Origin of the sequence: Bacillus sp. SA1-12 (assembly GCF_000981385.1) — a bacterium.
Classification (GTDB): Bacteria; Bacillota; Bacilli; order Bacillales; family Bacillaceae; genus Metabacillus.
Window position 1 is genome coordinate 223,739 of sequence record NZ_LATZ01000001.1, and the last position, 26,177, is coordinate 249,915.

General features: G+C 36.8%; 25 protein-coding genes. 2 read left to right on the plus strand and 23 right to left on the minus strand.

From position 1 onward, the window contains the following. The 6 genes from WQ54_RS00990 to WQ54_RS01015 form a co-directional block, all read right to left on the minus strand. Positions 1 to 2,829, minus strand: coding sequence for an FtsX-like permease family protein (locus WQ54_RS00990; protein ID WP_046510755.1), 2,829 nt, complete (start codon positions 2,827 to 2,829; stop codon positions 1 to 3). A 14-nt stretch (positions 2,830 to 2,843) separates the two neighbouring features. Then, positions 2,844 to 3,875, minus strand: coding sequence for an efflux RND transporter periplasmic adaptor subunit (locus tag WQ54_RS00995; RefSeq protein ID WP_052737608.1), 1,032 nt, complete (start codon positions 3,873 to 3,875; stop codon positions 2,844 to 2,846). Further along, on the minus strand, positions 3,868 to 4,545 hold the full coding sequence (locus WQ54_RS01000; protein ID WP_331434666.1) for an ABC transporter ATP-binding protein: 678 nt from the start codon (positions 4,543 to 4,545) through the stop codon (positions 3,868 to 3,870). The genes WQ54_RS00995 and WQ54_RS01000 overlap by 8 nt, the downstream gene beginning before the upstream one ends. Before the next feature lie 534 nt (positions 4,546 to 5,079). Continuing rightward, positions 5,080 to 5,337: a GlsB/YeaQ/YmgE family stress response membrane protein gene (locus tag WQ54_RS01005; RefSeq protein WP_046510763.1), complete on the minus strand. Its 258-nt coding sequence runs from the start codon at positions 5,335 to 5,337 to the stop codon at positions 5,080 to 5,082. Positions 5,338 to 5,440: 103 nt separating this feature from the next. Continuing rightward, positions 5,441 to 6,112, minus strand: coding sequence for a TrkA C-terminal domain-containing protein (locus WQ54_RS01010; protein ID WP_046510765.1), 672 nt, complete (start codon positions 6,110 to 6,112; stop codon positions 5,441 to 5,443). A 278-nt stretch (positions 6,113 to 6,390) separates the two neighbouring features. Next, on the minus strand, positions 6,391 to 6,660 hold the full coding sequence (locus tag WQ54_RS01015) for a hypothetical protein (protein ID WP_046510768.1): 270 nt from the start codon (positions 6,658 to 6,660) through the stop codon (positions 6,391 to 6,393). A 177-nt stretch (positions 6,661 to 6,837) separates the two neighbouring features. On the opposite strand from WQ54_RS01015, the gene WQ54_RS01020 reads away from it, so the two are divergent. Continuing rightward, positions 6,838 to 7,767 carry a magnesium transporter CorA family protein gene (locus tag WQ54_RS01020; RefSeq protein WP_046510771.1) on the plus strand — a complete coding sequence of 310 codons (930 nt, stop codon included), beginning with the start codon at positions 6,838 to 6,840 and terminating at the stop codon, positions 7,765 to 7,767. Between the two features lie 172 nt (positions 7,768 to 7,939). Here the strand turns inward: WQ54_RS01020 and WQ54_RS01025 are convergent, their stop codons facing one another. The 10 genes from WQ54_RS01025 to WQ54_RS01070 all read right to left on the minus strand — a co-directional run bounded on the left by WQ54_RS01025 (position 7,940) and on the right by WQ54_RS01070 (position 17,314). Beyond that, entirely contained in the window at positions 7,940 to 8,443 is a 504-nt protein-coding gene (locus WQ54_RS01025) for a DinB family protein (protein WP_046510772.1), read from the minus strand. 348 nt (positions 8,444 to 8,791) lie between these two features. Beyond that, the gene (locus WQ54_RS01030) at positions 8,792 to 9,193 is read right to left on the minus strand and encodes a hypothetical protein (protein WP_046510775.1); all 402 of its coding nucleotides are present in this window, start codon (positions 9,191 to 9,193) and stop codon (positions 8,792 to 8,794) included. A gap of 412 nt (positions 9,194 to 9,605) precedes the next feature. Next, positions 9,606 to 10,268 (minus strand): sulfite exporter TauE/SafE family protein, encoded by a 663-nt coding sequence (locus tag WQ54_RS01035; protein WP_046510777.1) that lies wholly within the window; start codon positions 10,266 to 10,268, stop codon positions 9,606 to 9,608. Between the two features lie 96 nt (positions 10,269 to 10,364). Further along, positions 10,365 to 10,835 (minus strand): nickel insertion protein, encoded by a 471-nt coding sequence (larC, locus tag WQ54_RS01040; protein WP_046510781.1) that lies wholly within the window; start codon positions 10,833 to 10,835, stop codon positions 10,365 to 10,367. Positions 10,836 to 11,041: 206 nt separating this feature from the next. Next, positions 11,042 to 11,983, minus strand: a complete 942-nt coding sequence (locus WQ54_RS01045) for a LarC family nickel insertion protein (protein ID WP_046510784.1) — start codon at positions 11,981 to 11,983, stop codon at positions 11,042 to 11,044. Next, positions 11,980 to 12,738 (minus strand): nickel pincer cofactor biosynthesis protein LarB, encoded by a 759-nt coding sequence (larB, locus tag WQ54_RS01050; RefSeq protein WP_046510786.1) that lies wholly within the window; start codon positions 12,736 to 12,738, stop codon positions 11,980 to 11,982. The genes WQ54_RS01045 and larB overlap by 4 nt, the downstream gene beginning before the upstream one ends. A gap of 41 nt (positions 12,739 to 12,779) precedes the next feature. Then, on the minus strand, positions 12,780 to 14,261 hold the full coding sequence (locus tag WQ54_RS01055) for a gluconokinase (RefSeq protein ID WP_046510789.1): 1,482 nt from the start codon (positions 14,259 to 14,261) through the stop codon (positions 12,780 to 12,782). Between the two features lie 76 nt (positions 14,262 to 14,337). After that, entirely contained in the window at positions 14,338 to 15,138 is an 801-nt protein-coding gene (gene larE / locus WQ54_RS01060) for an ATP-dependent sacrificial sulfur transferase LarE (protein WP_046510792.1), read from the minus strand. A 74-nt stretch (positions 15,139 to 15,212) separates the two neighbouring features. Then, complete coding sequence (locus tag WQ54_RS01065) at positions 15,213 to 15,983, minus strand: SDR family oxidoreductase (RefSeq protein WP_156177601.1); 771 nt, start codon at positions 15,981 to 15,983, stop codon at positions 15,213 to 15,215. Between the two features lie 62 nt (positions 15,984 to 16,045). Further along, positions 16,046 to 17,314, minus strand: a complete 1,269-nt coding sequence (locus WQ54_RS01070; protein WP_046510798.1) for a lactate racemase domain-containing protein — start codon at positions 17,312 to 17,314, stop codon at positions 16,046 to 16,048. Between the two features lie 310 nt (positions 17,315 to 17,624). On the opposite strand from WQ54_RS01070, the gene WQ54_RS01075 reads away from it, so the two are divergent. Next, complete coding sequence (locus WQ54_RS01075) at positions 17,625 to 18,791, plus strand: ROK family protein (protein ID WP_046510801.1); 1,167 nt, start codon at positions 17,625 to 17,627, stop codon at positions 18,789 to 18,791. A gap of 54 nt (positions 18,792 to 18,845) precedes the next feature. Here the strand turns inward: WQ54_RS01075 and WQ54_RS01080 are convergent, their stop codons facing one another. From WQ54_RS01080 to WQ54_RS01110, 7 genes are all read right to left on the minus strand, one after another. Then, complete coding sequence (locus WQ54_RS01080) at positions 18,846 to 19,781, minus strand: FkbM family methyltransferase (protein ID WP_046510804.1); 936 nt, start codon at positions 19,779 to 19,781, stop codon at positions 18,846 to 18,848. Between the two features lie 237 nt (positions 19,782 to 20,018). Next, positions 20,019 to 20,753: a helix-turn-helix domain-containing protein gene (locus WQ54_RS01085; RefSeq protein WP_046510807.1), complete on the minus strand. Its 735-nt coding sequence runs from the start codon at positions 20,751 to 20,753 to the stop codon at positions 20,019 to 20,021. Further along, positions 20,728 to 22,578, minus strand: a complete 1,851-nt coding sequence (locus WQ54_RS01090; RefSeq protein ID WP_052737609.1) for a sensor histidine kinase — start codon at positions 22,576 to 22,578, stop codon at positions 20,728 to 20,730. The genes WQ54_RS01085 and WQ54_RS01090 overlap by 26 nt, the downstream gene beginning before the upstream one ends. A gap of 91 nt (positions 22,579 to 22,669) precedes the next feature. Continuing rightward, positions 22,670 to 23,692: a TRAP transporter substrate-binding protein gene (locus WQ54_RS01095; protein ID WP_046510809.1), complete on the minus strand. Its 1,023-nt coding sequence runs from the start codon at positions 23,690 to 23,692 to the stop codon at positions 22,670 to 22,672. A 52-nt stretch (positions 23,693 to 23,744) separates the two neighbouring features. Beyond that, positions 23,745 to 25,040, minus strand: a complete 1,296-nt coding sequence (locus WQ54_RS01100; protein ID WP_046510811.1) for a TRAP transporter large permease — start codon at positions 25,038 to 25,040, stop codon at positions 23,745 to 23,747. Then, a complete protein-coding gene (locus WQ54_RS01105; RefSeq protein WP_046510816.1) occupies positions 25,030 to 25,539 on the minus strand; it encodes a TRAP transporter small permease in 510 nt (169 codons plus the stop codon). Before WQ54_RS01105 ends, WQ54_RS01100 begins: the two co-directional genes overlap by 11 nt. A 206-nt stretch (positions 25,540 to 25,745) precedes the next feature. Continuing rightward, complete coding sequence (locus tag WQ54_RS01110) at positions 25,746 to 25,946, minus strand: cold-shock protein (RefSeq protein WP_046510818.1); 201 nt, start codon at positions 25,944 to 25,946, stop codon at positions 25,746 to 25,748. Between the last annotated feature and the right edge of the window lie 231 nt (positions 25,947 to 26,177).

The following is a 26,177-nucleotide window of genomic DNA, read 5'->3' on the forward strand; positions in this document are numbered from 1 at the left end:
TTAATCCTCACCCAACTTAATTGCTTGATAGATTTTTATTTTCTTCACAAGCATAACTAATATCGTTAATCCCACTATTAACATGAATGAGACAAAGAAGTAGATTTTCCGTTCATCACTAACATCAAACAAGACATGGAATGGAAGCTGGCTATCCATAGACAGATGAAATAAAGGAACAAATAAAATGCTTGTCAATCCCCCAATGAACAAACCTAGTAAACAGGCAAAACCTGAAGTAAATAGTTGTTCATATAACAGGATGCCGATTAATTTCCGAAGCGGAATTCCCATTGCACGGTAGACACCATATTGAAGAACACGCGCCTTTATGGTTAAAATCCAGAATAATAGAAAGCCAATAAAGGCAATCATAATAGAAATGATAAACCCTAAGGTTAATGAACCATTTAATCCTAATAGAAAGGCACTATTTTTTAATTCTACAAGCTGTGGATGAACATCCTGCATGGTAAGAACAGGAATCCCTTCTTGTTGCAAATGTTTATATAAAGATGCCCTTGAGGCATCAGGCTTTATTTTTAGCCATACCTCATACGGTTCTAATCCCATGGCATTTTGAAAATAAGGTAAATTTCCAACAATTAGTGCTGGCTTCTCCTCATCCTCTTCTTCTTTTTCGGGTAAAAAACCTGGCCAATAATCAATAATTCCATAAACGACAACCTCCATCGTCACTGAAGAATTGCCATTAAGCTTGATGTAATCACCTTCCTTCACCCCGAGTGAAGCGGCAACAGATCTTGAGATCAAAACAGAGCTAGGCTCCTTTGCGAGCAAATTCAAATAACTATACCAATGATGTTGCAACAATGAAGGATGAAACCAAGCTGTTTGTCCAAATTCCTTCGGTTCAATTCCCATCAGTTCATAGGAATATAGACTTTTTCCTTTCGCTTCAGCCTTAACACCATCTACGCGCAGCACCTTTGCTGCATGCTCGATCTCATTAATGTTTAAAAATGGTTCAAATGATGGTTCAGTAAAAACAATTTCTTTCTCTACTGCAGCAACAGGCGTTTCTGCCGCTCCTGATGATGGAGCAGATTCCGTTGGCGGTACGGCCGCAGCACCACTAGGAGGAGATTGTACTTCATTGCTCTCCCACTTCACATCTAAGGTAAGATCGGCTCCATTTTCATAGCGTATTTGCCGCTCAAAATTTTCGTTTAATGTCCTTGCTGCACTTGCACTAAACACCCCGACACCAATCGTCATGATAAGAAACAGCATAAGAAATTGATATTGCGATATTGACCGGCTTACTTGAATAAATGTACTGTAAAGCGACAGGTTCCAATACCTTTTACCAAGCTTATAAATAATGCCTAATAAAAATGGATATAGATAAAGCAATATTACTCCGAGACCAATAATAAAGAGAGCTGGAATGAAAAATAACATAGGATCAACAAATCCATCTTGATTCAAGGATTGCTTCCGATTAGAAAACACATACAGCCCATAGACTGAGATCCCAAGCAGAATGGCACCAATAATCATCGTTATCCAGTTGGTCTTTGTCATGGCTTTAACTGACTTCTGTTTTTGATGAACAATACTTTGCTTCGATCCTTGATAAACTGGGATCATCACCATCACTATTGAAGTTAATAATGCAATTGCAGCATAGAAATAGGAATCAGCTCCTGCACGGATAGGCAATGCTTCCCTTTGCACAAACTGAAGAAAGCCATTAGTTCCCCCCAGCAGCTTGCACATAAGTATCCCAAGCTGGGGACCAATAAAAAACGAAATGACCCCTAATATCCCGATCTCAATAAGATAGATTTTCATAATTTGCATTCTTGTAGCGCCGCGGCTTGATAGAACGGCGATTTCATTTAGCTGCCGATTGACAATTAAACGGGATACCATAAAGAGGTATAGCGAAAGCATAACAAGAACAGGGATGTTTAAGGACCAAAGCATTGTTTTTAATTGTTCCTCTTTTTTGTCGTATGATATTAATATATCGGCAATTGGAAAGCTGGAGATAACATCCGTGTCAATGACGTCACTTATTTCAGCTTTTATTCTTCCCTCTAACTGAAGCAAATCAGTGAATTGATGATTTTCAATGGCATGATAATCCCATGCTGTATAAAAGCGGACAGAACCAAGAAACTCATCCTTTAACAGCTCCCTTTGAAACAAATCTTCCAAAACAATAAAATCATCGGTGTAACGTTCTGGAGGAATAGACCAATAAGGGTCATTTTGGTCTTTTGCCCGAAAGGTACCAACTGGGATGACGGTAATGGTTTGATTTTCTTCCACTGCACGTAAACGGTTATTTAAAACAATTCCCCTTTTTTTCAATGTTCTTTCAGGTACTAATACTTCAATAATTCCCTGCTTATTGTTTTCTGGAAGCCGCCCATCTGTAAGAGTCATATGCTCCTTAATATTTGTAAGACTGACGAATCTGCCATGCTCCTCTTCAGCTTCCTCTGCATTTTCTTTATAAATCGAAAAAGGGACGGTACTTATAACGGTTGCATTCGCCAGTTTAGGCAGGTTGATATCAGATGTTAGCTGCTGATTAATCTTTTCAATTTTTCCCGTTGTTTCAACTGAGCCATTTCCGTCAGAAAAACTAGTTAGAAAGGAAAATTCCCCCGGAAATTGATCATGATCTAACTGATGCTGCTCTAATTCCTTTACTAACAACTTATGTAGCACGCTTGAGGTATAAGTAGGTATACTTGAAACAAGGGAAACTGTCATTATAAGTCCGAGGAATAAGCTGCAAGTCAACCATTTATTATTCAGCATTTTTTGAACGATGATCTTAAAAAGTGCCACACTCTCTCACCTCCTTACTTTAAAATGACAGTGTCTCCTGTTTCCAATCCTCTTATAACCTCAACTTCAGTATCTGATACAAGCCCCTTTTCAATATCAATTTCACGCTTTGCTTCACCTTCTAAAACTTGTACATAATCACGGCCTGCCATACTTCTTAAAGCACTCTTCGGAATGATAAGCACATTCTCCCGTTTACCTGTAATAATTTCAAAGTCAATCGAATCTCCTACTTTAACATCCTTTGGTGGATTTTCAATGGCAATAAAAATACTTCTTTGATATAGATCTGGATTCTCTTCAATCTTCTCAACTGGAACTTCTGATGGAGTTTGTACTACCTTGCCCGCAGTTTTCTTCCCGTTTATCGTAATTTCAGCCTTCATCCCTATTTTGGTATCAACCAATTCATTTCCGCTAATGGCAGAGTAAACAAGTTGAAGCTTTGAAGTATCTGCAACATGAACAATGGATTCATATGCTTCAATGGCATCTCCGGCATTTTTTTCGGTAATGAAAGTAACGATGCCATTAATCGGAGAAGTAATTCTCGTTTTCTCCAGTTCATTTTTTAAATGTTCAACACGCAATTGTAAACTATCAAGATCTAATTCTGCTAAATCAATTGAATATGTATCAGCATTTTGCGCGTTTAATTGCTTTAATTTAATCTCTGCTTTTTTTAAGTCTATCTCCGCTAATTCCAAATCAAATGCAAGACTGCCAGATTCTATTTCTGCAATTAACTGACCCTTTTTAACAAGCTCTCCTTTCTTAACACTGATCTTTTTTAATCGGGTGCCTGACTGCGAAAATGCTAGCGGTCTGTTTTCTGCAGGTTCAACGGTTCCTAAGCCCTTTACCCGCTTAATAACATCCCCTTTTTTCACCTCTACAACCTCGTAATCAATCTTTGCAGGTTCAACTAATGGAGGAGCAAGAACAGGTTCCTCTTGCGGAAGTAAAGAACAAGCTGACAAAGGAATTACTAAAGCAATAGATAAGAAGGAATAAGCAGCATAACGAGATGTTTTCTTTTCATTCAATTCTTCCATCCTCCAATGTATACACATGATCAAGCATTTCCATAATTGCTGGATCATGGGTCGTCAAAATCATAGTCGTTTTTTTCTCTTTTACCAGTTTTTTAAATACCTGCACAATCTGAAACGCCATTGTACTATTTAATTCAGCTGTAGGTTCGTCTGCCAAAATAAGCGGTGGCTGGGCAGAAATTGCCCGGGCAATTGCCACTCGCTGTTGTTCTCCTCCAGAAAGTTCAAAAGGACGATGCTTTGCTCGGTTTGTTAAACCGACTACTTCAATCGCTTCTTTCACTCTTGTGTTCCACTCTCCTTTTGGAACACCAGCAACTCTAAGCCCAAACTCAACATTTTCTTCCACCGTCATTAAAGGTACAAGGCCATGTGACTGAAAAATAAATCCAAGCTTTGTCCGCCGATATTCTGATTGTTGTTTAGAAGTCAACGGACTTAGCGGCTGACCATGAAAATAAATTTCGCCTTTCGTAGGCCGATCAAGTGCACCTATTAAATTTAATAATGTTGTTTTCCCTGAACCAGACCTCCCCTTTAAAGCAATGAGCTGATTTTTTTTAATTGAAAGATTGATTTGGTTTAATACGCGTACCTTTTGAGTGCCATTGCCATATACTCGTTCAACGTCCTTTATTTCAACAATCGTATTGATTGCTATTCACCTCCAAAATCAAACTAAAGACTAATTTTATCCATCCTTAAACGTAAAAAAAGAGGAAAAGAGCAAACATACTCTCTTTTCCTTCTCCACAAGCTTTAATGTTTAATAGAACCCTCAGGTAACGCAACAAATAAATGTTACTAAACATTAAAAAAACGATGCAATTCCCCCTTTTCTCCCATTAAGTTTAACAATTAAACTAATTATATTCCGAATAATTAGCCTTGTAAACTTTTTTTGTAAGTGCTTACAATAGCAATTTCCGAATAAATCTTTCATTTTTCGGCAAAAATATACATTTCCCTTATTTCTTTACCTGATATTTCAACAAAATGATGTATTATGTCGAATAGTGGATTTTGCAGATATTCGTGAAGGTGTGCAGAAGAAATATTGTAGGGCAGCGGAAAAGAGGTACACTTTATTTCGAAGATAAATTGTCCATTTTCGCAGATTATCTGCAATTTTCGAATTAAAAAAATGGAGAAGAGTAATAACTCTTCCCCATCTTTCAATCATTCATTCATTCATTTATGATGCATGTTTTCGCATGTTCTTCATAATAAAGCTTACGATGAACACTAAAATGATAGCACCGATTAACGCAGGGATGATATAAAATCCTCCAACTTCAGGTCCCCATTGACCGAATATGAGTGATCCAAGCCATGCTCCAATGAATCCTGCAATAATATTTCCAATTACACCGCCTGGAACATCTCGTCCTGCGATCAATCCTGCTAACCATCCGATGATACCTCCAATAATTAAAGCCCAAAGAAATTCCATTTTATAACACTCCTTTTAATGATTTTTTTTAATGATGTTTGATCTTTATTTACCCCTCCTTAGAAAACCTAAACTATTTATTCTCTTATTTTTCTTCAATCAATCATTCAATCTCATTTTTTATAGCTTCCTCAATGTCGGGTTTATGTCCAAAGAAATAGAGCCGATCACCTGATTGAAATTGCTCTTCTGCTAAATTTTTACGTATTCTTACATCTCCTCTTTTAATCATTAAAATAACAAAATCAGAGGATACGTGGTTATCCATGATTTGTGTTACCGTATTGTTAATAAGCGGAGAATCTGCTTTAATCTGGTACTCTACTAATTGGCCATCTAGCTCCTTTAAGGTTACCTCCCTTATTGGCAAAGGATAAGAAGTCTCAACTTCTTCCTGATTATGTTCCAGCCTAGCTAACAAATATTTTTGTATGATTGGCAGTTTTAATATACATAAGATACCAATTAAAAACACAGCTATATAGATCATGTTACTTGTTCTTAATTCATCCTCCAATAAACTGCTTACCGAAGAAATAATAACCGCTAAGGAAAAGGCGCCAAATAAAATGAGAAAAATACCAAGCTTTCTGCGAAATGGATGAGATAAGATGAATTCTGATTCACCTGTCGTAAATCCTGTGCCTGTCATCATGGAAATGACCTGAAACCTTGATACTTTCTTTTTGAGTCCTGTTAATTGAAATAAAATTACGTGGATTTCAATTACCGTCATGATGATCGCAAAATAGATTAGTAAAAATAATAAAGCCAACCTGCTCCCTCCTTGATTGTTCTTAACATAAGTGAGACTTCCATCAGTGGGATTTCGAAATACTGGATGTACAATGCCGATTTCACTTAAGGACTTGGTGAAGCTGGACGTCCATCCTCCACTGATGGTGGTGCTGAGATATATTAGTTTCAACAGACAATTATTCCTCACTTATTCTTCTTAGCTTATCTTGAATCTTGAAGTAAAGTTTTTACTGCCCCTTAAGAAGGGAAAAAAATAGTTGGGACATTGAGAGTCCCAACCATTTTATTAAACCATTACTGTTTTTTCTCATTGTAAAATTTCACCGAGTACATTGCACCCTCACTCACCATCTTATTATCTTCTATATCCTGCGGGTCTGGGTGTCCTCCTTTTTCAACAGGAAGGCTATTACTCTTGTCAATCGCAGAAGGCTTAACCTTTCGCTTCAAATCTCTAAATGTATTTTCCAATTTAATTCTATTTGGTTTTGATGATACCCATAGTACAAGAGAAGTTCCCATCCCTAAAGCCACAATTGATTTCATACCTATCGTTCGTTTCATTACTACCACTCCTCTTTTTAAAAATTACTTTAAGGAAAAGCTATATTTATTTATCTTTTATACCCGTTTTAAAAGGATCAAAACATTTCTATTAAATGTAAATGTTTTAAAACGATTAAATCCGGGCATTGATTTAGTAAATCTATGAACAAATTTATCTAATAAGTAGGGATTAAAATGAATAACTGGAAGTGGCATCAATTAAATAAAGATGAATTAGAAAAAATGAAGCAATCTGTACATAATAATGCAAGTATCTTGCAAAAGCCTTGGGTAAATAAATTAAACATGAACAATACAAATTACTTGGAAATTAACCACGGGGAGGATGGTGACTTTACCCTAAAAGGTTCTCTTGTTTATGACCAAAATTTCCATGATGAAAGAGAATATAAAATCTTTCAATTTTTCTTATCTAAGGATACACTAGTAACTGTTGATTTGGACTTCTCATTATTTAAACATGCTAATATTGAGCTAATGCTGCGAAAAATAGCAAAAGCAGATAAACCAATTGATGGGTTTCTATTTATCCTTTTGGAACTTCTAGCAGAATACTTAATAAAAATAGATGATTTTGAAAATGAGTTGAGAAAACTCATTTGGGAAATTCATAAAAAAAATAAAACAAGTATTTTAGAAGATATATACAAACGCCGCCATGACTTGCTTGTTTGGAGCAATTTGCTTATCCCTTTAAAGGAGCTAATCATGGGAATTGAAGAGGCATGCCTCGATGTATTACATGAAAATAAAAATTATACTCTTACAGCTAAACGAATTAAAAGAGCCCTGTATTTAATCAATGAATATGAGCATGAAATTGATTCTATTATTACGTTAGAAGAGGTAATCTCCACCCACCGCGGTAATGAGATTATGAAAACTTTAACAGTTATGACAGCAATTTTTACACCTGCCATGGCATGGGGAGCAATTTGGGGAATGAATTTTAAATTAATGCCCGAACTGGAATGGAAATACGGATACTTAGTTTCAATCGTCACCATTGCAGTATCCATGATTGCTGTATATATCTATCTTAAAATGAAAGGTTGGACAGGAGACTTGTTAAAAGGCAAGAAAAAAGGGAAGTTTTTTAGTTAAATTAAAGGGGCTGACTCAAGGTCAGCCCTGTTTTGCATGTTAATAAACAGCCTCTATTCGTTTTATCTGCTATAACATTTTATGTAATTTGCCTTCGTATCTCAGCAGCTGTTTTGGTGGGCAGTTTTTTTAGCGTACAGCTATATATTGATAAATTATTTTTAATAGTTTCCTACATTTGTGGTGCTTCCATTCCGATAAGAGCCCATTCTTCCTTTGAAGGACCATATAGGCCAGGAACATTTAATCCTGCTTGTCGCATAAGAACCGTCATTTGTCCGCGATGATGTGTTTGATGTTGTAGCAAAAACAATAACAGTGTTCCATTCGTCATTTTTTGCCCAAAAAAGTCAATGACATCATTAAATCTTTCATCGGACCATTGTGTTTTGATGGCTTCAACAAATGCTGCACTAGCTTGTTGATAGCTTTCGGCAATGTATGTTGCGGAATTTGGTACTGGGAAGTCCTTAGCAGGCGCCTCAAATGTTAAATCAGATTGTGATGTGATAATTTTAATGGCTGAAACTGTGTGCCAGGCAAGTCGTCCTAAATCCCAGTTATCTGGAGTGATCTGTTGTTTTAGCGAATCATCTGTAAGGTTATTTAATACCTTCTGAGTTTGTGCAGCTTCAAAATCCCATGATTGAAGAAATCGCTCTTTCGTTTGGAACATATATATTTTCCTCCTTTATTTTCAATCATTAATCTATTCTTTAATATTTTACTATTTCCTTCAAAATAGAAAAATTTTACATTGATGATTAATACCTTAATATCTTTTAGCAAAAAAGCAAAAGCCCTGCAGCTAACAGGCCTTTTCATTTCATTCCAAACTAAAAGGATAAGTGGAGGATATTGCCCCTCCACTTATCGAAGTCTCGCTTTATCCCATCTTAACGGGCAGTATTGATCTGATGATTTGATTTTGTTTAGTTCGTCTAAACTGCCCGTAAAGATCCGATAAGTCTCGCTTACAATTAGTGGAGGATATTGCCCCTCCACTTATCGAAGTCTCGCTTTATCACTCTTTCTCTGGAAGAGTTCCTTCTTTGTTTCTTAAATAGTTTAAAAAGTTCGTTTTATCCTCCAGTTCTCGTTCTAAGTAGCCGAGATAAGCAAATAATAAGCCTATATCTTTTGATAATTCCCCATCTTGATGGATATATTTCTCTCGTATTTTCTTTACTTCCTTTTTCACAATCCATCTTTCATCTTTGTTTCCTTCTTCAACAACATCGAAATAATTGATATTAATATCAGGGATCAGCTCGATCCCCATAAATCGTTTAGCAGAATTTTTATTAATCATATACACAAATTTTTCCGCTTCTAACTCTGATAATGCATCTGGATGTATTTTAATAGTTTTCGGAATGACATCCTGATTGACAATAAATTCTTTTAACTGATCAACAACTCTCATATCCTTGCCCCCATTCAACAGATCGATACTAATTTACTTATAGTACAACCTATTCAATAGGGGCAGAAAAAAGTACCTAGCTATGTTCTCTTCCTTTTATCAAACATCTATTTTCTGCAAGATTGTTGTTTTTTGAATTAGCCCCTTTAAAAATGGCTTTTGATCTTCTCATCAGCTGCATAGTTCTTGCAGGATTTCTATTGCCCTGTTGCTCTTGCAGAAGTCTCCCGCCTTCCACTCCAATCATCTAAGTGTTTAACTTTAGGCAATCGGTTAATCGCCAATCGCTAAAGTCACAATAATTCCAACCTCGTGTTTCAAAAACACAAATTTAAACATCCACTCTGTTTTACTAACAACAAAAATTAGTAAAACAGCCAATCTAAAAAAAGCATTTGCTTTATTCACTCGTTTATTGGACCCACAGTTTAAATAACCCTTCTGTAACTCCAAGATTATACATATAATAAATCCCAAAAACAAAGCTTACTGCTCCTGCTGTTCTTGTTAATAGACGGTTTAGACAGATATTTTTTCTAGTACAGATAACAAATGGAATCCCAATTATTGTCGTAAAACAAAGCATTCCAACAATTGTTCCTGCCCCAAATACCAAGATATAAACCGCACCTTCCCATATAGACGAGACAGTCGACATCGTTAATAAAACCAAAGCTGCACTTCCGGCAATTCCATGAATAGAACCTACACACATCGATTTTAAAAATGGTGCTTTTTCCAGCTCTTTGGAATCCTGTTCGTTTTGATTCGAATACTGTTTATAAACCAACATACTTGTTACACCAAGATAAACGAGCATAATTCCTACTAAAAATTCTAATGACATCGTCCATATTTCTGAAAGTCCATCCTTCATAAAAATAAAGACCATTCCAACGATGAAAAGGGTGATTGTATGTCCGATACCCCAAAAAACACCTGCTAATGTTGAACGCCACAGCCTTTTGGTTTTACTTGCAATAGTTGCCACAGCAATTACGTGATCTGGTTCAATTGAATGCTTAATTCCCAATATAAACCCTAAAAATAATACAGATAAAAAACTAACCGCCATTCTAACTTCTCCTATCTTCCAACTCTATCTACTAATCTTACAAAGTCCTTTTTTATGTTTTCCTTAGGACGCTGATAACCTTTCTATTGTGTTTCCTTAACGATCAAACTGTTTCCATACTTGTTCATACACTTTTTTCAAAGGCACATTATGAAGCTTCGCAATCTCTTTACACTCTTCATATTCTGGTGCTCTTTGGATAACTTGTCCGTCAAAAATACCTTCTTTAACTGTCACTGTTCCCCATTTTGTTTGTACCTTTTTAAATGTTCGTTCAACCCGATAAACGGTTAATGGGTAATAGCGAATACCGAGTGTTGTTGTTTCCTTAAACAAAATTTCCTTCATTTTGTTTATCTTTGCACTTGAACAGAGTAACTGCAGTAATATACCTGGTCTATTTTTTTTCATATAAATAGGTGTATAAAATACATCATTTGCACCTGATTCAAATAATAAATCCATGACATAACCAAGCCATTCTCCTGGAATATCATCTAAATTGACTTCCATTTTGACCATTTGATCATCGATATGTTCATAATTTGGAGGAGGATGTGAAACCATCTTGCAAACACCTCTCATTCTGTCGAGTAGTAACAAAAGGGCAAAGGCCTTGAACCGTCTCTAGGCAATTAAAAAGATTTAAATAGAAGGCTTTCTTACCTTCCCTTTTAAATTGGCTAGACTATAGAGCGGCTAAACGCTGGATATCATAGTCCAATTCAAATAGTAGAATTCTCACCATAGTGAAAGTGCCCGATACCCTTTTATTATTCTTCACCAATAATGACGCGAAGCACATTTGGCCGGTCTTTAAACGTTTTTGTTCCTGCACCATATCCAATTGAGGTTACCTTTATTGAGGGAAGGGTGCAAAAATCTTCAGCAAGCACTGCTGCAATTGCCGCACCTGTTGGAGTTGTTAGTTCAAATTTCACCTCACTTTGTGCGATTGGAATCCCTCTTAATATTTCTAATGTTGCAGGAGCAGGAACGGGATAAATTCCATGATCAATATGAATTTTTCCAGTGCCAACTGGAATGGAAGAAGATTTCACCTTTTGAATTCCGAGTTGATGTATTAAGATGGCCGTCCCAACAATGTCAATAATTGAATCAACTGCACCTACTTCGTGAAAATGTACATTATCCAATGGCAACCCATGAATATGCCCTTCCGCTTCACCAATTTTCTTAAAGATTTTTAAGGCTGTCTCTTTTACTTCATTTGATAATTCTGATGACTCAATCATTGTTACAATGTCACGGTATGAACGGTGATGATGGTGGTGTTCATGCTCATAATAATGATCATGGTGATGGTCATGTTCATGGTGATGGCTATGTTCATGATGATGGCCGTGTTCATGGTGATGACCGTGTTCATGGTGATGGCTATGTTCATGATGATGGCCGTGTTCATGGTGATGGCCGTGTTCATGATGATGGTCATATTCATGGTGATGGCCGTGTTCATGATGATGGTGATGGTCATGTTCATGGTGAAAATTTTCTTTTAACAAAATATCAAATTTCGTGCTTGTGATGCCGTTCTTTACAATTTTCTTCCATTGTACTTCGTATTCATCTTTAATGTTTAGCTTCTTTAAATCCTCTGCTAATCCATTAGGATCTGCTCCTGCATCAATGAGAGCTCCAATGACCATATCCCCGCTTATTCCTGAAAAGCAATCAAAATAAAGTGTCTTCATTTTTCACTTGCCCCCTTTTGTGCTAATTGGTAAATTAATACGGCGTTATATGCTGCGCCAAAACCATTATCGATATTCACAACACTAATACCAGATGCACATGAATTTAACATTGTTAGCAATGCAGACAGACCATTGAAATTTGCACCGTAACCTACACTTGTCGGGACAGCAATAACAGGATGGGAAACAAGTCCGCCGACAACGCTTGGCAGGGCACCTTCCATTCCAGCTACTACAACAGAAACAGTAGCTTGTCGGATGTCTTCAATATGATCGAAAAGCCGATGAATTCCAGCGACACCGACGTCGTAATAACGGCGAACCTCACATCCTAAAGCTTCTGCTGTAACAGCCGCCTCTTCCGCTACTTTTAAATCAGAGGTTCCCGCACAAACAATCGCAATATAGCCTTTCATTGATTTTTTTAGCTTAGTTTCATCCTTCCAATAAAGAATCTGGGCGTTCTCATGATAGATAAATTCAGGATGCTCACTTAGAATATAAGCCGCCTTTTCATGGGAAATACGTGTCACCAAAATATCATGTTCCTTCGATTTGATTGCTTTAATAATGGAAAGAATTTGTTGTTCCGTTTTCCCTTCTCCATAAATCACCTCGGGGAAGCCTTGACGTTTCTTCCGATGATGATCGACCTTCGCAAAACCTAAATTTTCATAAGTTGCTAATTTAGCCTTTGCTTCCTCTACACTTAATGACCCTTTTTGGACTTCCTTTAACGTCTCTTCCAGCATTTTCCCACTCACCTTATACTAATGTTGTTGTATTCCATAGCCTAAAAATACTTAGCTATTTCCCGAGATAGATTTTCATATTTTAAATAAAGAGCTGTATAATTTTCGTGGTTTTTCATATTTGGACGAACCGGTTCACCCATAGGAATATTTCTTTTAATCTCTTCAAATGAATCGGCCTTTCCAATAGCTACTAATCCTGTCCAGGCCGCTCCCCATGCTGCACTATGATGACTTTCTGAAATATAAACTTCTTTTCCAAACATATCGGCTAACATTTGCAGCCATAATGGAGATCTGGACAATCCGCCATTAACATAAATTTTTTCCGGTTTACCTGCTAATTCTTCTAACGCTTTGCCTATTTGATAAAGATTAAAGGTAATCCCTTCCAACACAGCACGAACAAAATGTTCTTTTTTATGAGTAATGGTCATCCCATAAAAATTCCCTTTTGCTTCTTGATTCCATAAAGGTGCTCTTTCACCATTTATATAAGGGAGAAAGAGTATTCCTTCTGCTCCTGGGGCAACTCGTTCAGCTGTTGCCGTGAATTCATCGAAGCTTCCTTGATCGTTCAGAAGTTCCTTCAACCATTGCAAAGCAATCCCTCCATTATTTGTCGGTCCCCCAATAATGGAAAAATCTTCGGTAAATGTATAACAAAACGTTTCATGTTTATCAGTAAGTTGGAACCCTCTTGTAAATTGTCTGATGGCTCCGCTCGTTCCGGCAGTGATGGCGACTTCTCCTGGAGAGATAGCGCCAATTCCTAAATTAGCTAATTGACCGTCAGCCGCTCCAATGACAAAAGGCAATTCATTAGGGAGCCCCATGTTTTCTGCAACATCTTGTTTTAACCCTGTTAATAATTCCGTTGGCGGCACAATGTTTGAAAGCTGTGCTTTCTTTATACCTGCAAGTGTAATAATCTCATCATCCCATTGTAAGGTTTGAGCATTGAATAATCCTGTTGCTGCTGCCATTGAATAATCAATCACTCTTTGGTCAAACCATTTTAGCAGGATAAACTCCTTGATAGATAAGAAATACGTTGCTTTTATATAAGGTTCATATTCTGTTTCTTTCATCCATAATAGCTTTGATAATGGTGACATCGGGTGAATGGGCAGTCCGGTTTTTGAGTAGATCTCGAATCCATTTGTCTGCATCAATTTTTTTGCCTGTTCGCTGCTTCTCCCATCAGACCATATAAGTGCTTGTGACAACGGTTCTCCATCTTCATCTACACAAATAAGAGAATGCATGGCCGAAGAAATTCCGATCGCTAAAAATTTACTAGTTTCTTCATTTACTTGTTTCACGGCCTCTTTAATAGCTTGGACAGCCTTTTGCTCAATCTCAGCTGGATTTTGCTCCACCCATCCCCTCTTCGGATAATAAGTTGTGATTGGCAGATCCGATTCTGAGACTACTTTTCCATTTAACTGAAAGACAACTGCTTTAACACTTGTTGTTCCAATATCAAGCCCTATAACAAATTCTTTTGACACGATTTCCATCTTCCTTTTCTTTGAAATTATCGTTAGCAAGCGTTTACACAGAAAAGGCCTTGGAGAAATCCCAAAGCCTTTTCTATTAAGAAAGAACCTTATTCATACTACCACTCTTATATCCTATTAAATCTAATGTGATATATTTATATCCGTAATTCGTAAGTTCTTTAGAAATGGATTCATGATTCTCTAATATGATTTTCATATCATTTGGTTCAACTTCAATTCTCGCAATTTCCTGATGGGTTCGCACCCGTACTTGCCGAATATGAAGTGATTTTAAATAGGCCTCCGCCTTTTCCACTTTCGACAACTTTTCGAAGGTAATTTTCTCACCGTAGGCAATTCTTGATGATAAACAGGCAAAGGAAGGTTTATTCCATGTGGGCAAATCAAATTCACGGGACAGCTCCCGAATTTCTTCTTTAAATAAATTGGCTTCTTGCAAGGGACCGCGAATTCCTCTTTCCTTAGCAGCTTTCATTCCAGGACGAAACTCATTTAAATCATCAGCGATTACTCCGTAAACCACATTATTATATCCTTCTCTTTCCATGACAGGTAGTAAGTGCTCGAACAAACTGCTTTTACAAAAGTAACAGCGATTCTTATCATTCTCCGTATATCCCGGAATCGCCAATTCAGATGTTTCAATAACCCGGTGATTAGCACCAATCCTTTTTGCTAATGCTATTGCTTCCTGAAGCTCACTGGACGGGTACGTTTCAGAATCAGCAGTCACTGCCAGTACTCGGCTTTTTCCAAGTGTAGCAACTGCCGCTTTTAATAAGAACGTACTATCCACCCCTCCGGAAAATGCAACAACAACTGAGCCCATTTCTTGGAGAATCGACACTAGTTTTTGATATTTCTCATTGATCATTGTCTTCTCCTTTCTTACAACCTATTATTCTCTCACCATTTATTGTTTTATCATCCGTGTTTATCAAGAAAAAATTAAATCGTCATGCTGCCAAAACCACCGTCTACACGAATAAGTGCTCCAGTTACAAAGCTTGAAGCCTTTTCTGAAGAAAGCCATATTGCTGCACCCTGAAGTTCATCAGGGCTGCCGAATCGTTTCATCGGTGTATGGTTCATAATTGATTCGACTCTTTCTTCACTTAAAATTTTTCGGTTTTGTTCCGCTGGGAAGAACCCAGGAATGATTGCATTTACACGAATTCCATGCGGAGCAAACTCACGTGCTAAATATTGTGTCATGCTATTAACCCCTGCTTTTGAAACTGAATAGGTAAAGACCTTTGATAAAGGAGTTGTTGAAGAAACAGACGATATATTAATTATACTGCCTCTTCTTTCCTGCTCAATCATTTTCTTTGCAAAAATTTGGCAGGAAATCATCATGCCTTTTAAGTTTACATCCATGATATCATCCCATTCATCCTCACCTAGCTCAAAAAACGGTGTCGTACTGTTTTTACCAGGTGCATTCAAGAGAATATCAAAGCCACCTGACCACTCTTCAATTAGGTTAACAGCTTCTTCCAATGATTCTCGTATACTGACATCGGCTTGAAAGGCTTTTGCTGTTCCGCCAGCTTCTTCAATTTCCTTAACAACCTGATCTGCTTTTTCGAGATTTCGACCGACAATGGCTATTTTCGCACCATGTGCTGCCATTCCTTTCGCAATCGATGATCCGAGTACACTATTTCCCCCGATAGCAACAGCTGTTTTACCAGTTAAATCAAATAAGGTGTTCAAGATTATACCCCTCACTTTCATTCAATTAGTTTGTTCTTGATCACATTGCCATTAGTGAAAATTCACTTTAAATTGCCATTTTCATCAAAAGCAAGCTCATAAAGATCTGATATTTTTTCGAGTTCCGGATGTTGTGCAACATAATCTAGCAAGCTTTCAGACACTTCAATTTCCGCTATCTCCAATGTGTTTTTAATCCGGACCATTTTAACCTGGTTAAAATCTAAAATATTGCATGTTTTAATTGCAGCCTTTATTGCATCTCGATCATTTGCTAAAGTTGTTGCAATTTTAGTAGGTGCACATACTGTTGAGGTTAAGCCGTTTGCATATGTAACTTCCCGGTCCATTTTGTCAACAAGACGCTGTGTTGTAAAATCAGCTGTTCCCACGCCGTTTGCGTTGCCTTCGGATTGTGGAGTAAGATCAAGAACGACCATTTTATTAACCTCAGGTCCCCCTTTCGCATAAGGGGTCGGATACCGTCCGGTAATATTTGGATCCATTCCATCTCCGCTTATGTTTTTGCCAATTTCATCGATCAAAAGTACATCCAGATGATCAAAGAAAAGCTTTGGTAATAATTGTTTGGCTAATGCTTGCAGGCCTGGTTCCTTTTGTTCAATTTCTTCTGCGGCAAGCACTTCAATTATTGCCACTTTGTCAAAGGCATTTTCAAGAGTTGCGACACCAAACAAAATCGGCGTTTTTTCCATCATCATCTTAGCCATTGCCGGCACATTTTCAGCCATATATTTAAAGCCTAATTGATGGGTTGCTTCGGCTCCTTTTTGTTTGCCAAGACCAATGCTGATCATCTTCATGATTCCGCTTTCAACTGGCCCGCGAAATGCGGTATGGGGCTTAATTCGATTGATGACAATGATTCCATCTGCTTGGGAAGCATATTTATCAATATATACTGGCAGTCCATTCGGCAATTCTCCAAGATTATTCACTTCCATCGATGAGCGAATTTCCGCTTTCACACTTTCTTCTGTTACCCCGAGATGTGCTAAAACTTCGCGCTGCCCTTCAGCAGTAGCTCCCCCATGGCTCCCCATACTAGGAACAATAAATGGTACAGCACCTAAATCTTTTAAAAACTGCACAGTGACAGCGGTAATTTCAACAAGACGATCAATCCCGCGGCTGCCAACGGCAATGGCAATTTCCATACCAGGCTTCACTTTTTGTCGGATGGAATCATGCTGCAACTTTTCGATTAAGGCTTGCTCTAGATTTTCAATTTTTGTATTGTCAAAATGCTGTCTTACCTTCGCCATCTTTGGAATAGGAATATCTTTTAATAAATCTTGAATAATACCCATTCGTTTTGCCCTCCCAATCTCTTCCTAGTTTAAAAGTTATCATGTTTCTATTACTCTATTAATAGTTGAATGTACCTTTGCTGGCTGTTAGACTTCCCACTAGATGAAAACACTTTCAAAAAAATAGATGGCAATTTCAACAAAAAAGATGTTAGTATTTAAATAATGAATAATTAATTAGTTTACAAAACAAATTAATTAACTGTAGATTATCATTTCAACCGTTTCTCGTCAATATACATCGGCGAAGTTTCCATTTTTATCAGCACATCAACACATTTTTATTAACTATACTCAAAGGGTGATTTACATGGCAATTGGCGATGCTGCTTATATAAAAAAAATAAATAGAAGTTTAATCCTAAGTAAAATTATTGAACAGGGCATGATCTCTAGGGCAGATTTGTCAAAAGTGACAAAGCTAACGAGAGCAACCATTTCTGTTCAAGCTGCTGATTTATTAGAAGAAGAATTAATCGTTGAATCACAACAAGAACATACAAATGTCGGAAGAAAGCCCATTATGCTTTCAATTAACCGGAAAGCTGGATTTGCGCTGGGAATCGATTTGGATTACCGGCAAATTTCTTTTACCTTGTCTGACTTATTGGGAGCTCCTGTTTCTTCTGATCATATTGAGATAAATACTTCTGATTATGAGGAAATCGTCAAAATTTTAATAAGACAAATAAAGCTTTACGAGGACCGCTGCTCTCAAAGCCGTTTTGGTATGGTCGGCATTGTCATCGGGGTTCATGGTATTGTGAAAAATGACGAATTAATCAATTTTGTGCCGCAGTTTAAATGGAAGGACAAAGATCTAAAGAGTGACCTTGAGAAAGAAATTAATTCCGTTATACATATTGAAAATAATGCAAACCTCTGCGCATTTTCTGAAAGAGTATTTAAGCATCATCACAGTAATAACTTGGTTAGTATCAGTATGTATTCTGGTATAGGGCTTGGCATTTTGATCAATGGCGAACCGCTTAAAGGTTACCATGGATATGCTGGAGAATTGGGCCATATGATTGTTGTTCCTGATGGAAAACCGTGTAATTGCGGAAATCTTGGATGTTGGGAGCTGTATGCTTCTGAAGATCGTTTTTATAAACAAGCAGCTGAAGAACTGAAAATATCAGATGTTACCTATCAAGATATCCAAAAACGTTTAGCTTCAAAGGATCCAATGATAACAGATCAGTTATCGGAATTAATTAAGTATCTAGCTATCGGTTTAAATAATGTGATGAACTTACTGAATCCTGAAACATTGGTGCTAAATAGTGAATTATTGAAGCTGCTTCCAGATGCAGAAAATAAGATTAAGTCCAATTTAACTTCTTCAGTCAGCCACTATAAGGAGCTATTGATATCCGATATAGGAAAACAGGCATGTGTAATGGGGGCGTGTGCTCTTGCGATAAAAAGTTTTATGGACATCCCAAATTTACGGTTACAGATTGACGGTCAATGATCAGCCATCTTCTCCCACAGCTTGCCCAAGTGCTGTGGGAGATTTTTTTAGGAGTTAGTTATGCTCTAACTCTAGCATATCAATCATTTTTTCATCTGTTGCCAAGATAAAATCCGTATGAATATATGCAGTGCCAAACATATTTTGCAATTCCTGATAGTTTATATGCTTTGCTTTTACTAACGTATCATTTTCCTTATAAATATAAATTGTAAAATAGGTATGTAAGAACGTTAAAAATTTATCTATTTCCATGCCCACTTTTTCCATATACTCACTGTTAAATTCAACAAAGCCAATTGCTGCGCCTCTCATTTTAAATAAATCAATCATCCCTTTTAAAACAGATGCCTCATAGCCTTCAACGTCGACTTTGAATAAGAGAGTTTTAAAAGAAAGGTCCTTTTTACATAATGAATTTATTGTTATTGATCGTACTGATTCTTTTTCAATCATGTTATGGGAAGGCATATAGGAGGCAGAAGATGTCCCTGACCAATGCTTATCTACATAAAATAGTTTTTCTTCATCATCTATATCAGACGCAAGGGCATTGATAATCGTTATTTGTGATTTATTCGGGTGAACATCTCTCGATTTATTTATATATTTTACTAAATGCCGATTTGCTTCAATTCCGTACACCCTAGTATTAAAGGGGTATGTTGCGGAAAAAATGCATTCCCCATAATTCACTCCTACATCAATAATTAAGTCTGGATTAAATTTATCTACTGCTCTCTTCCAAAATGTTGTCAGCCTTTTTTGGGTCATTCCATTGCTGATCAGCAATGCTCTGCCGCGATTTTCTTCTGAGTTCACAAAAAGAATATGCGAGGAAGGCAATATAATTTTATTCGGTAACTTATTAATGTTTAATGTTTTGTATTTCAATAAAATCCCTAAATCAATAAGAAATTTCCATGTTTTTGGATAGTGCTCCCACATTTTCATCAGCAATGGTTTCCTAACTGCTGCTTTGGTTATCATAGATGAATCCTCCTACTATTTAAGCAATCCTAAATCTGTGTTTTCATTCTTATGTTTTCTTAAAAAGATAGGAAAGTCCTTTAAAATTAACAAAATGTTTACAAATTATTAATCTACTTAACGAAACATTGTTAGATATTTTTCGCATTAGTCCCTGCAAACTAGTTTATTGGTAACAAAGCTTTATAACTTGAACAAGCAGACCAATAATGGCCAGCTTGTTCGTTTAGTAGTTGCTTAATCGGTAGATTTACGAAAATCAGATGGAGAACTTCCAGTTATTCGTTTAAAATTGTTACTGAAATAGGCTAAGTCAGAATATCCAACCCGATCTGCAATCTCAGATATGCGCAGGGAAGTGTATAATAATAAACGTTTTGCTTCATCAATCCTCAGCTCGGTTAAATAATCAACAAACTTTTTATTAAGCTGCTGTTTAAATAGTTGACTGAGGTAGCTTGGATTCATATGAACTCGATCTGCTGCTTCTTTAAGAGTTATTTCGCTTAGTGGTGTGTTTTTTAAATAAAACAAAACCTGATCGATTGTTGAGGTTGGAAGATCTTCGTACGTTATGTCCTCTTTTTTCTCTTCTTCACCTTTTCGCTTATCCAGCCACTTTTCTAAACAGAGTTTTAGATCAAATTCCTCTATCGGTTTAAGAAGATAATCAGTTACTCCGCTCCGGATTGCATGCTGAACAAAATGGAATTCATCATGAACACTAATGACGATCGTATCCTGATCTTTTTTAAACTGCCGTAACTCCTTAACAAACGTAAGCCCATCCATGACAGGCATACTAACATCTGTAAAGATCAAATCTATCTCATTTTGTTTCATCCAATCGAGAGCTTCCAGCCCATTCTCACATTCATGAGAAATATGAAATGGAAGATTCAATTGATTAATGGTCCATTTAAGAGTTGTACGAACCCATTTTTCATCATCTACCAGTAAGATGCTGAACATTTGCCTCCTCCTCTAACTCAACAATTGGCATGCGTATCTTTACTGAAGTACCTTTTCCATTAAAGGTATCCAGCCGTATTCCATATTCTGATCCAAAAGATTTTACAATTCTTTGATGGACATTAATAATTCCAATGCTTGTTCCGCCATTTGTTATTTCTCTATGTTCAAGATTAAAAAGAATGTTTCGAAGTTCTTCTTCAGAGATGCCGGCACCTGTGTCCCTTACTTCAATAATAAAAGAAGAGGCAGAATCTTTATAAACAATTATGGAAATCAAGATCATAGCGGAAGCTGACCGTATCCCATGCAAAAAGCAATTTTCCAATATCGGCTGCAAAGTAAATTTAAGTACGGTTAAGTTCTTCGCCCATCTAGGTATATCGCTTTCATATTCAAATCGATTGCCAAAACGAAACTTCTGGATTTGCAAATACATTTCACTAAATTTTAATTCCTCTTGTAATGAAACCGTTGGTGAAGTATTTCGTAAATTATAGCGCAGCAGCTTCCCAAGTGAAGATGACATGGTAGCAATATGTTCCTGGTTTTCTTCAAGAGCCATTCCCCTTATTGTCTCCAATGAATTATATAAAAAGTGCGGATTGATTTGCGACTGCAAAACCTGTAATTCAATTTCTTTCTGTCGCAAGGATATTTCCGTTTCTCTTAATTTAGCAAAGTAAACTTCCTCAAGCAGATCTGATAGTTTTTGCACCATGCTATTAAAACCTTTAGATAATTGGCCAATTTCATCGTTTGTTTCAATTTTCACACGTGAATCAAGCTTGCCTACCTCAACCTCTTTCATAAAAAGATGGAGCCGTTTAATTGGCCGCAAGAGCCCCTTGGCAAACACAAATCCTAATAAATAGGCAACAATCAATGAAATAACTATAGTCCAAATAATCGTTCTCCTGATTAGAATGGTTCCTTTTGTTATATCCTCATAAGGATTGGCTGTAAAAAAAGTCCATCCAAGATCGTTTGAAAACGTATACGTAACAAAATCTCTCCGATCATTTTTCAACAGAATTGACCCGCTTGATTCAGACGGCAAATGAAGCAAACCACTTAATTTTCCTTTTTCACCTAGAATGGATTGATTAGGATGATAAACATAATGACCGTTTGAATCCAAAATAAAAAAATACCCATTGTTGCCTGGAGTGACCTTATCGGAAAATTCCCGTATCCTTCTAAAATTAATATCTATAATAAGCATGCCCACAGGTTGTAAAGTTTCCGGGTTATATAAACGTCTAATAAGAGAGATGACTGGTTCCTCTTTGTCCTTTAATGTAAGAGTCCGGCTGACTAGTATCGCCAACCCATTATGAGGAACTGAAGAATACCAATATTCATTTCTTATTTTATAAGCAGGATAATAATTTCTATTTCCAAGTAAATCGATAAACCTGGCTTGGTTATCCAGATACACCGTAATATTTGAAATATCTGGTCTGGAATATTGCGCATCTTTAAGGACCTTTTGCACCGCTTCTCTAATATGGCCATTATCATCCTCTTCCTGCGGGTGTAAAGTGCTAAATTTACTTATTTCAGGTGAGTTAACAATCTTAAGACTTGTTAAATCAAAGTCCCTTATATAATACTCAATTCTAGCTTCTACTTGCTCAATTACTTGCAGATTATAATGGGTTGCCTCCTCTTTCAGCTCGATGGAAGATATATAATAAGAAATGAATCCCACAGTAATAATCGGGAGAATAACGATAAAACTAGAGAATAGAAAAAGCTTTGTCATAAAAGTATAGTTTTTATATTGTAAAATTGCTCTAAAGAAGCTAGATAACTTTTTCATCCCTCTGTTAGTTCCTCCCTTCCTCACCTTTGCCGAAAGATAAACAGGCAAATCCAGGCCAAAAAGACCTGGAAATCCTCTATTACCTATCTTATCGTGCTTCTTCTATCGCATCCATAATCCCATTGTATTCGCTTCCATATTGTTCAACAACAGGCTTAACCGCTTCTTTCCAAGGAGCAAGATCTTCTACCTCAGTAATGGTTACACCTGCATCACGCAATTTTTGTTCCGATTCCTTTTCCCATTTATCCCAAGCTTCTCTTTGTGTTTTTACAGAATCAAGAGCAGCCTGTTTCAACATTTTCTGATCGTCTTCTGATAACTTATCCCATGCAGCTTTACTAATTAAGAGAACTTCCGGAGTTCGTTGATGTGTATCCAAAATCATATGCTTTGCGGATTGATAATGATTGGAGGACACAAAACTCGGATAATTATTTTCCGCACCATCAATAACACCTGTCTCAAGTGCACTAAATACCTCTCCATAAGGCATAGGAGTTGCACTAGCACCTAATGCTGATACAAGGTCTATATTTACTTTACTTTGCTGCACGCGGATTTTTTGTCCTTTCATATCTTCTAAACTTTTAATTGGTTTAGATGAATAAAAGCTTCGTGCACCTGAACTATAATAGGCAAGACCTTTCATTCTAGAATCTTCAAGATTATCTAACATTTGATTTCCAGTCTCTCCTTCAAGGAATTTCCAGAGATGCTCATCAGATTCAAACACATAAGGCAGACTAAGCACAGAGAATTCTTTATTAAACTCAGCCAAAGGACTTGCATTCACACGGGTAAATTCAATGGCTCCTAATTGGACCTGTTCAATCACGGCTTTTTCTTCTCCTAATTGTGCAGATGGGAATACCTCAATTTTGATTCGGCCATCTGTTCGTTCATTTACTAGCTCAGCAAATTTCATATCCCCTATAACAGTTGGGTAGTCAGGGGGATGTGTGTCCGCTAATCGGAAGGTATATGTTGCTTTGTTTCCTGTTTCAGTATTCCCTTCAGCTGAAGAACCAGATTGACTTGAACATCCTGTTAAAATTGAACTTGCAAGAAATAAACTTGCCATTGCACCCCATACAAATTTTGTCTTCATTTTACACACTCCTTATAATAGTTTGATTGTTTTTAATTAAATGGTCAAATCCTTATTTAGCCAAGAAGTTTGGCAGCCACATTACAACCTCTGGAATATATGTGATAATTAACAACACAACTAACATCGCATAGAAGAATGGCAACATGGCTTTAGTTCCACTTTGAATTGATACTTTACCAATTGCACACCCAACAAATAGAACGGTTCCAACAGGCGGTGTTAAAAGTCCTAAACCAGCATTTAGGATGAGTATAATCCCAAAATGAATAGGATCCATTCCAAAGCTTGTCACAACAGGAAGCAGGATTGGTGTCATGATTAAAATCATCGGTGCCATATCCATTGGTGCACCAAGCAAAAGCAGTAAGATATTTATGATTAATAGAATGATAAGCGGATTATCTGAAATTGTGAGAAACAGTTCCGTTACCATTCCAGGGATCTGCAAATAAGCTAAAATCCAACCAAATGCTGCTGATGCAGAAATGAGGAAGAATACCATTGAAACTGTTCGCATAGTTCTTTTTAAAATCGTCCAAATTCTAGTTATTTTCACTTCACGATAGACAACAAAAGCCAAAATAAAAGAATACAAGCATGCTAGAGCTCCAGATTCTGTTGCTGTAAACCAGCCTGAGATAATGCCGCCTAAAATAATGAAAGCAGGTGTAAGCGAAAGAACTCCATGAAAAATGATGCCAGCTCGTTGCTCTTTAGGCACAGGATCTCCTTTTTCATAACCACGTTTTCTTGCAATGATATACCCTGTTACAAGTAGTGAAGCTAATAGAATTAGTCCAGGGACAATACCGGCCATAAACAAGCTTGCGATTGAAATGCCTCCTGCAGCAAGTGAATATAATACAAGATTATGGCTGGGTGGGACAACAACACCTTGAATCGCAGATGATATCGTAACACCAACAGAATAGTCTGCATCATAGCCTTGTTTCTTCATCATCGGAATCATGACAGATCCAACAGAAGAAGCGTCTGCAACTGCAGAACCTGAAATGTTCCCAAAAAACATACATGCTACACTATTAACCATCGCAAGGCCGCCTCGCACCCTTCCGACACAAAGGTTTGCAAAGTTAACCAGCCTGAGTGCCAGTCCCCCTTCACTCATAATATGACCAGTTAAAATAAAGAAAGGAATAGCCAATAAGGAAAATGAATTAACCCCTTGAAACATTTGTTGTCCTACAACAGGAAGAGGTACATCTAAATAAAGAATTGTCAATAGCGATGAAGCAATAAGTGTAAGGGCAATTGGAAAACGCAGAAGCACTAATCCTACAAAGCTAGTAAGCAGGATCGTAATGGCCATGTAATCAGTCGGCATGTTCATTTCCCTCCTCTATGTTATGATGCCTTTTCGTATTAAAAGAGAAAAATTGTAATATTGAGTAAGCACAAATCATAACGCCAGTAATCGGCATGATGAGATATTGGATACCAGTTGGAAGTTTCGTTGCAGGCAAAGTCGATTGTAACATTAAGATGGTAAAATCCCAGCCTTGAACAAGTAGAAATAACCCAAATGCAAAAATACTCACATGAATAACTTTATCAAGAAGGGTATTTACTCTCTTTGAAAAAAAGTTTGTAATGGCATCGATCCCCAAATGGATATTTTCACGAAATCCAATTGCAATGGCCATGAAGGCAAACCAACTCAATAATAGCAAGGTGACCTCTTCAGACCAGAAAAAAACAAAGTTTAAAAATTTTCTTGTCATTACCTGGGTTGTCACAATCATAACCAATCCAAGCAGTGACAAAAGGGCAATATTTTCAAAGAGTGAATCAATCATCAGCCCCGTTTTTTTTATCAATTTCATAAGCATCCTCCTATGGAAAGCGTTTTCAATAAGCTAATTTTACGAATGATTCGACTTTAATTGAATGTGTTTTCTTTAGGAGAATTTGTGTTTTTTTTAGGTGGAATCAGTTTTTTATCCCACCAAGTAAAACAATCCTTCTACAAAAAGAAAACCATACAAAAACAGACCCTAATCGGGTCTGTATGTATGGTTTTCTAGCGGTTTTATATTTTTTGAACGTTCGCAGCTTGAGGGCCTCTGTTACCTTGCTCAATATCAAATGTAACCTCTTGGCCTTCATCTAAGCTTTTGTAACCTTCTCCTTGAATTGAAGAGAAATGAACGAATACATCATCTCCACCTTCAACCTCGATAAATCCAAAACCTTTTTCAGAATTAAACCATTTTACTCTTCCTTGTGCCATTAACAATTTCCTCCTAAATCAATCAAAACAAGTTTGATCATCATTTCGGTACTATTATACCCGGAATAAGAAATATTAAACCAAAAATAAAAACTTTTTCCAAATTCCTTCTTAAAGGACAGTAAACCTTCATTGATCAAGATTTTATTTCATTATAAAATGGAACATTTCTACTTATCTGAAAATAACAAACAAGACATTTCCACTAAAATCTAATCTATGTTAAAATTT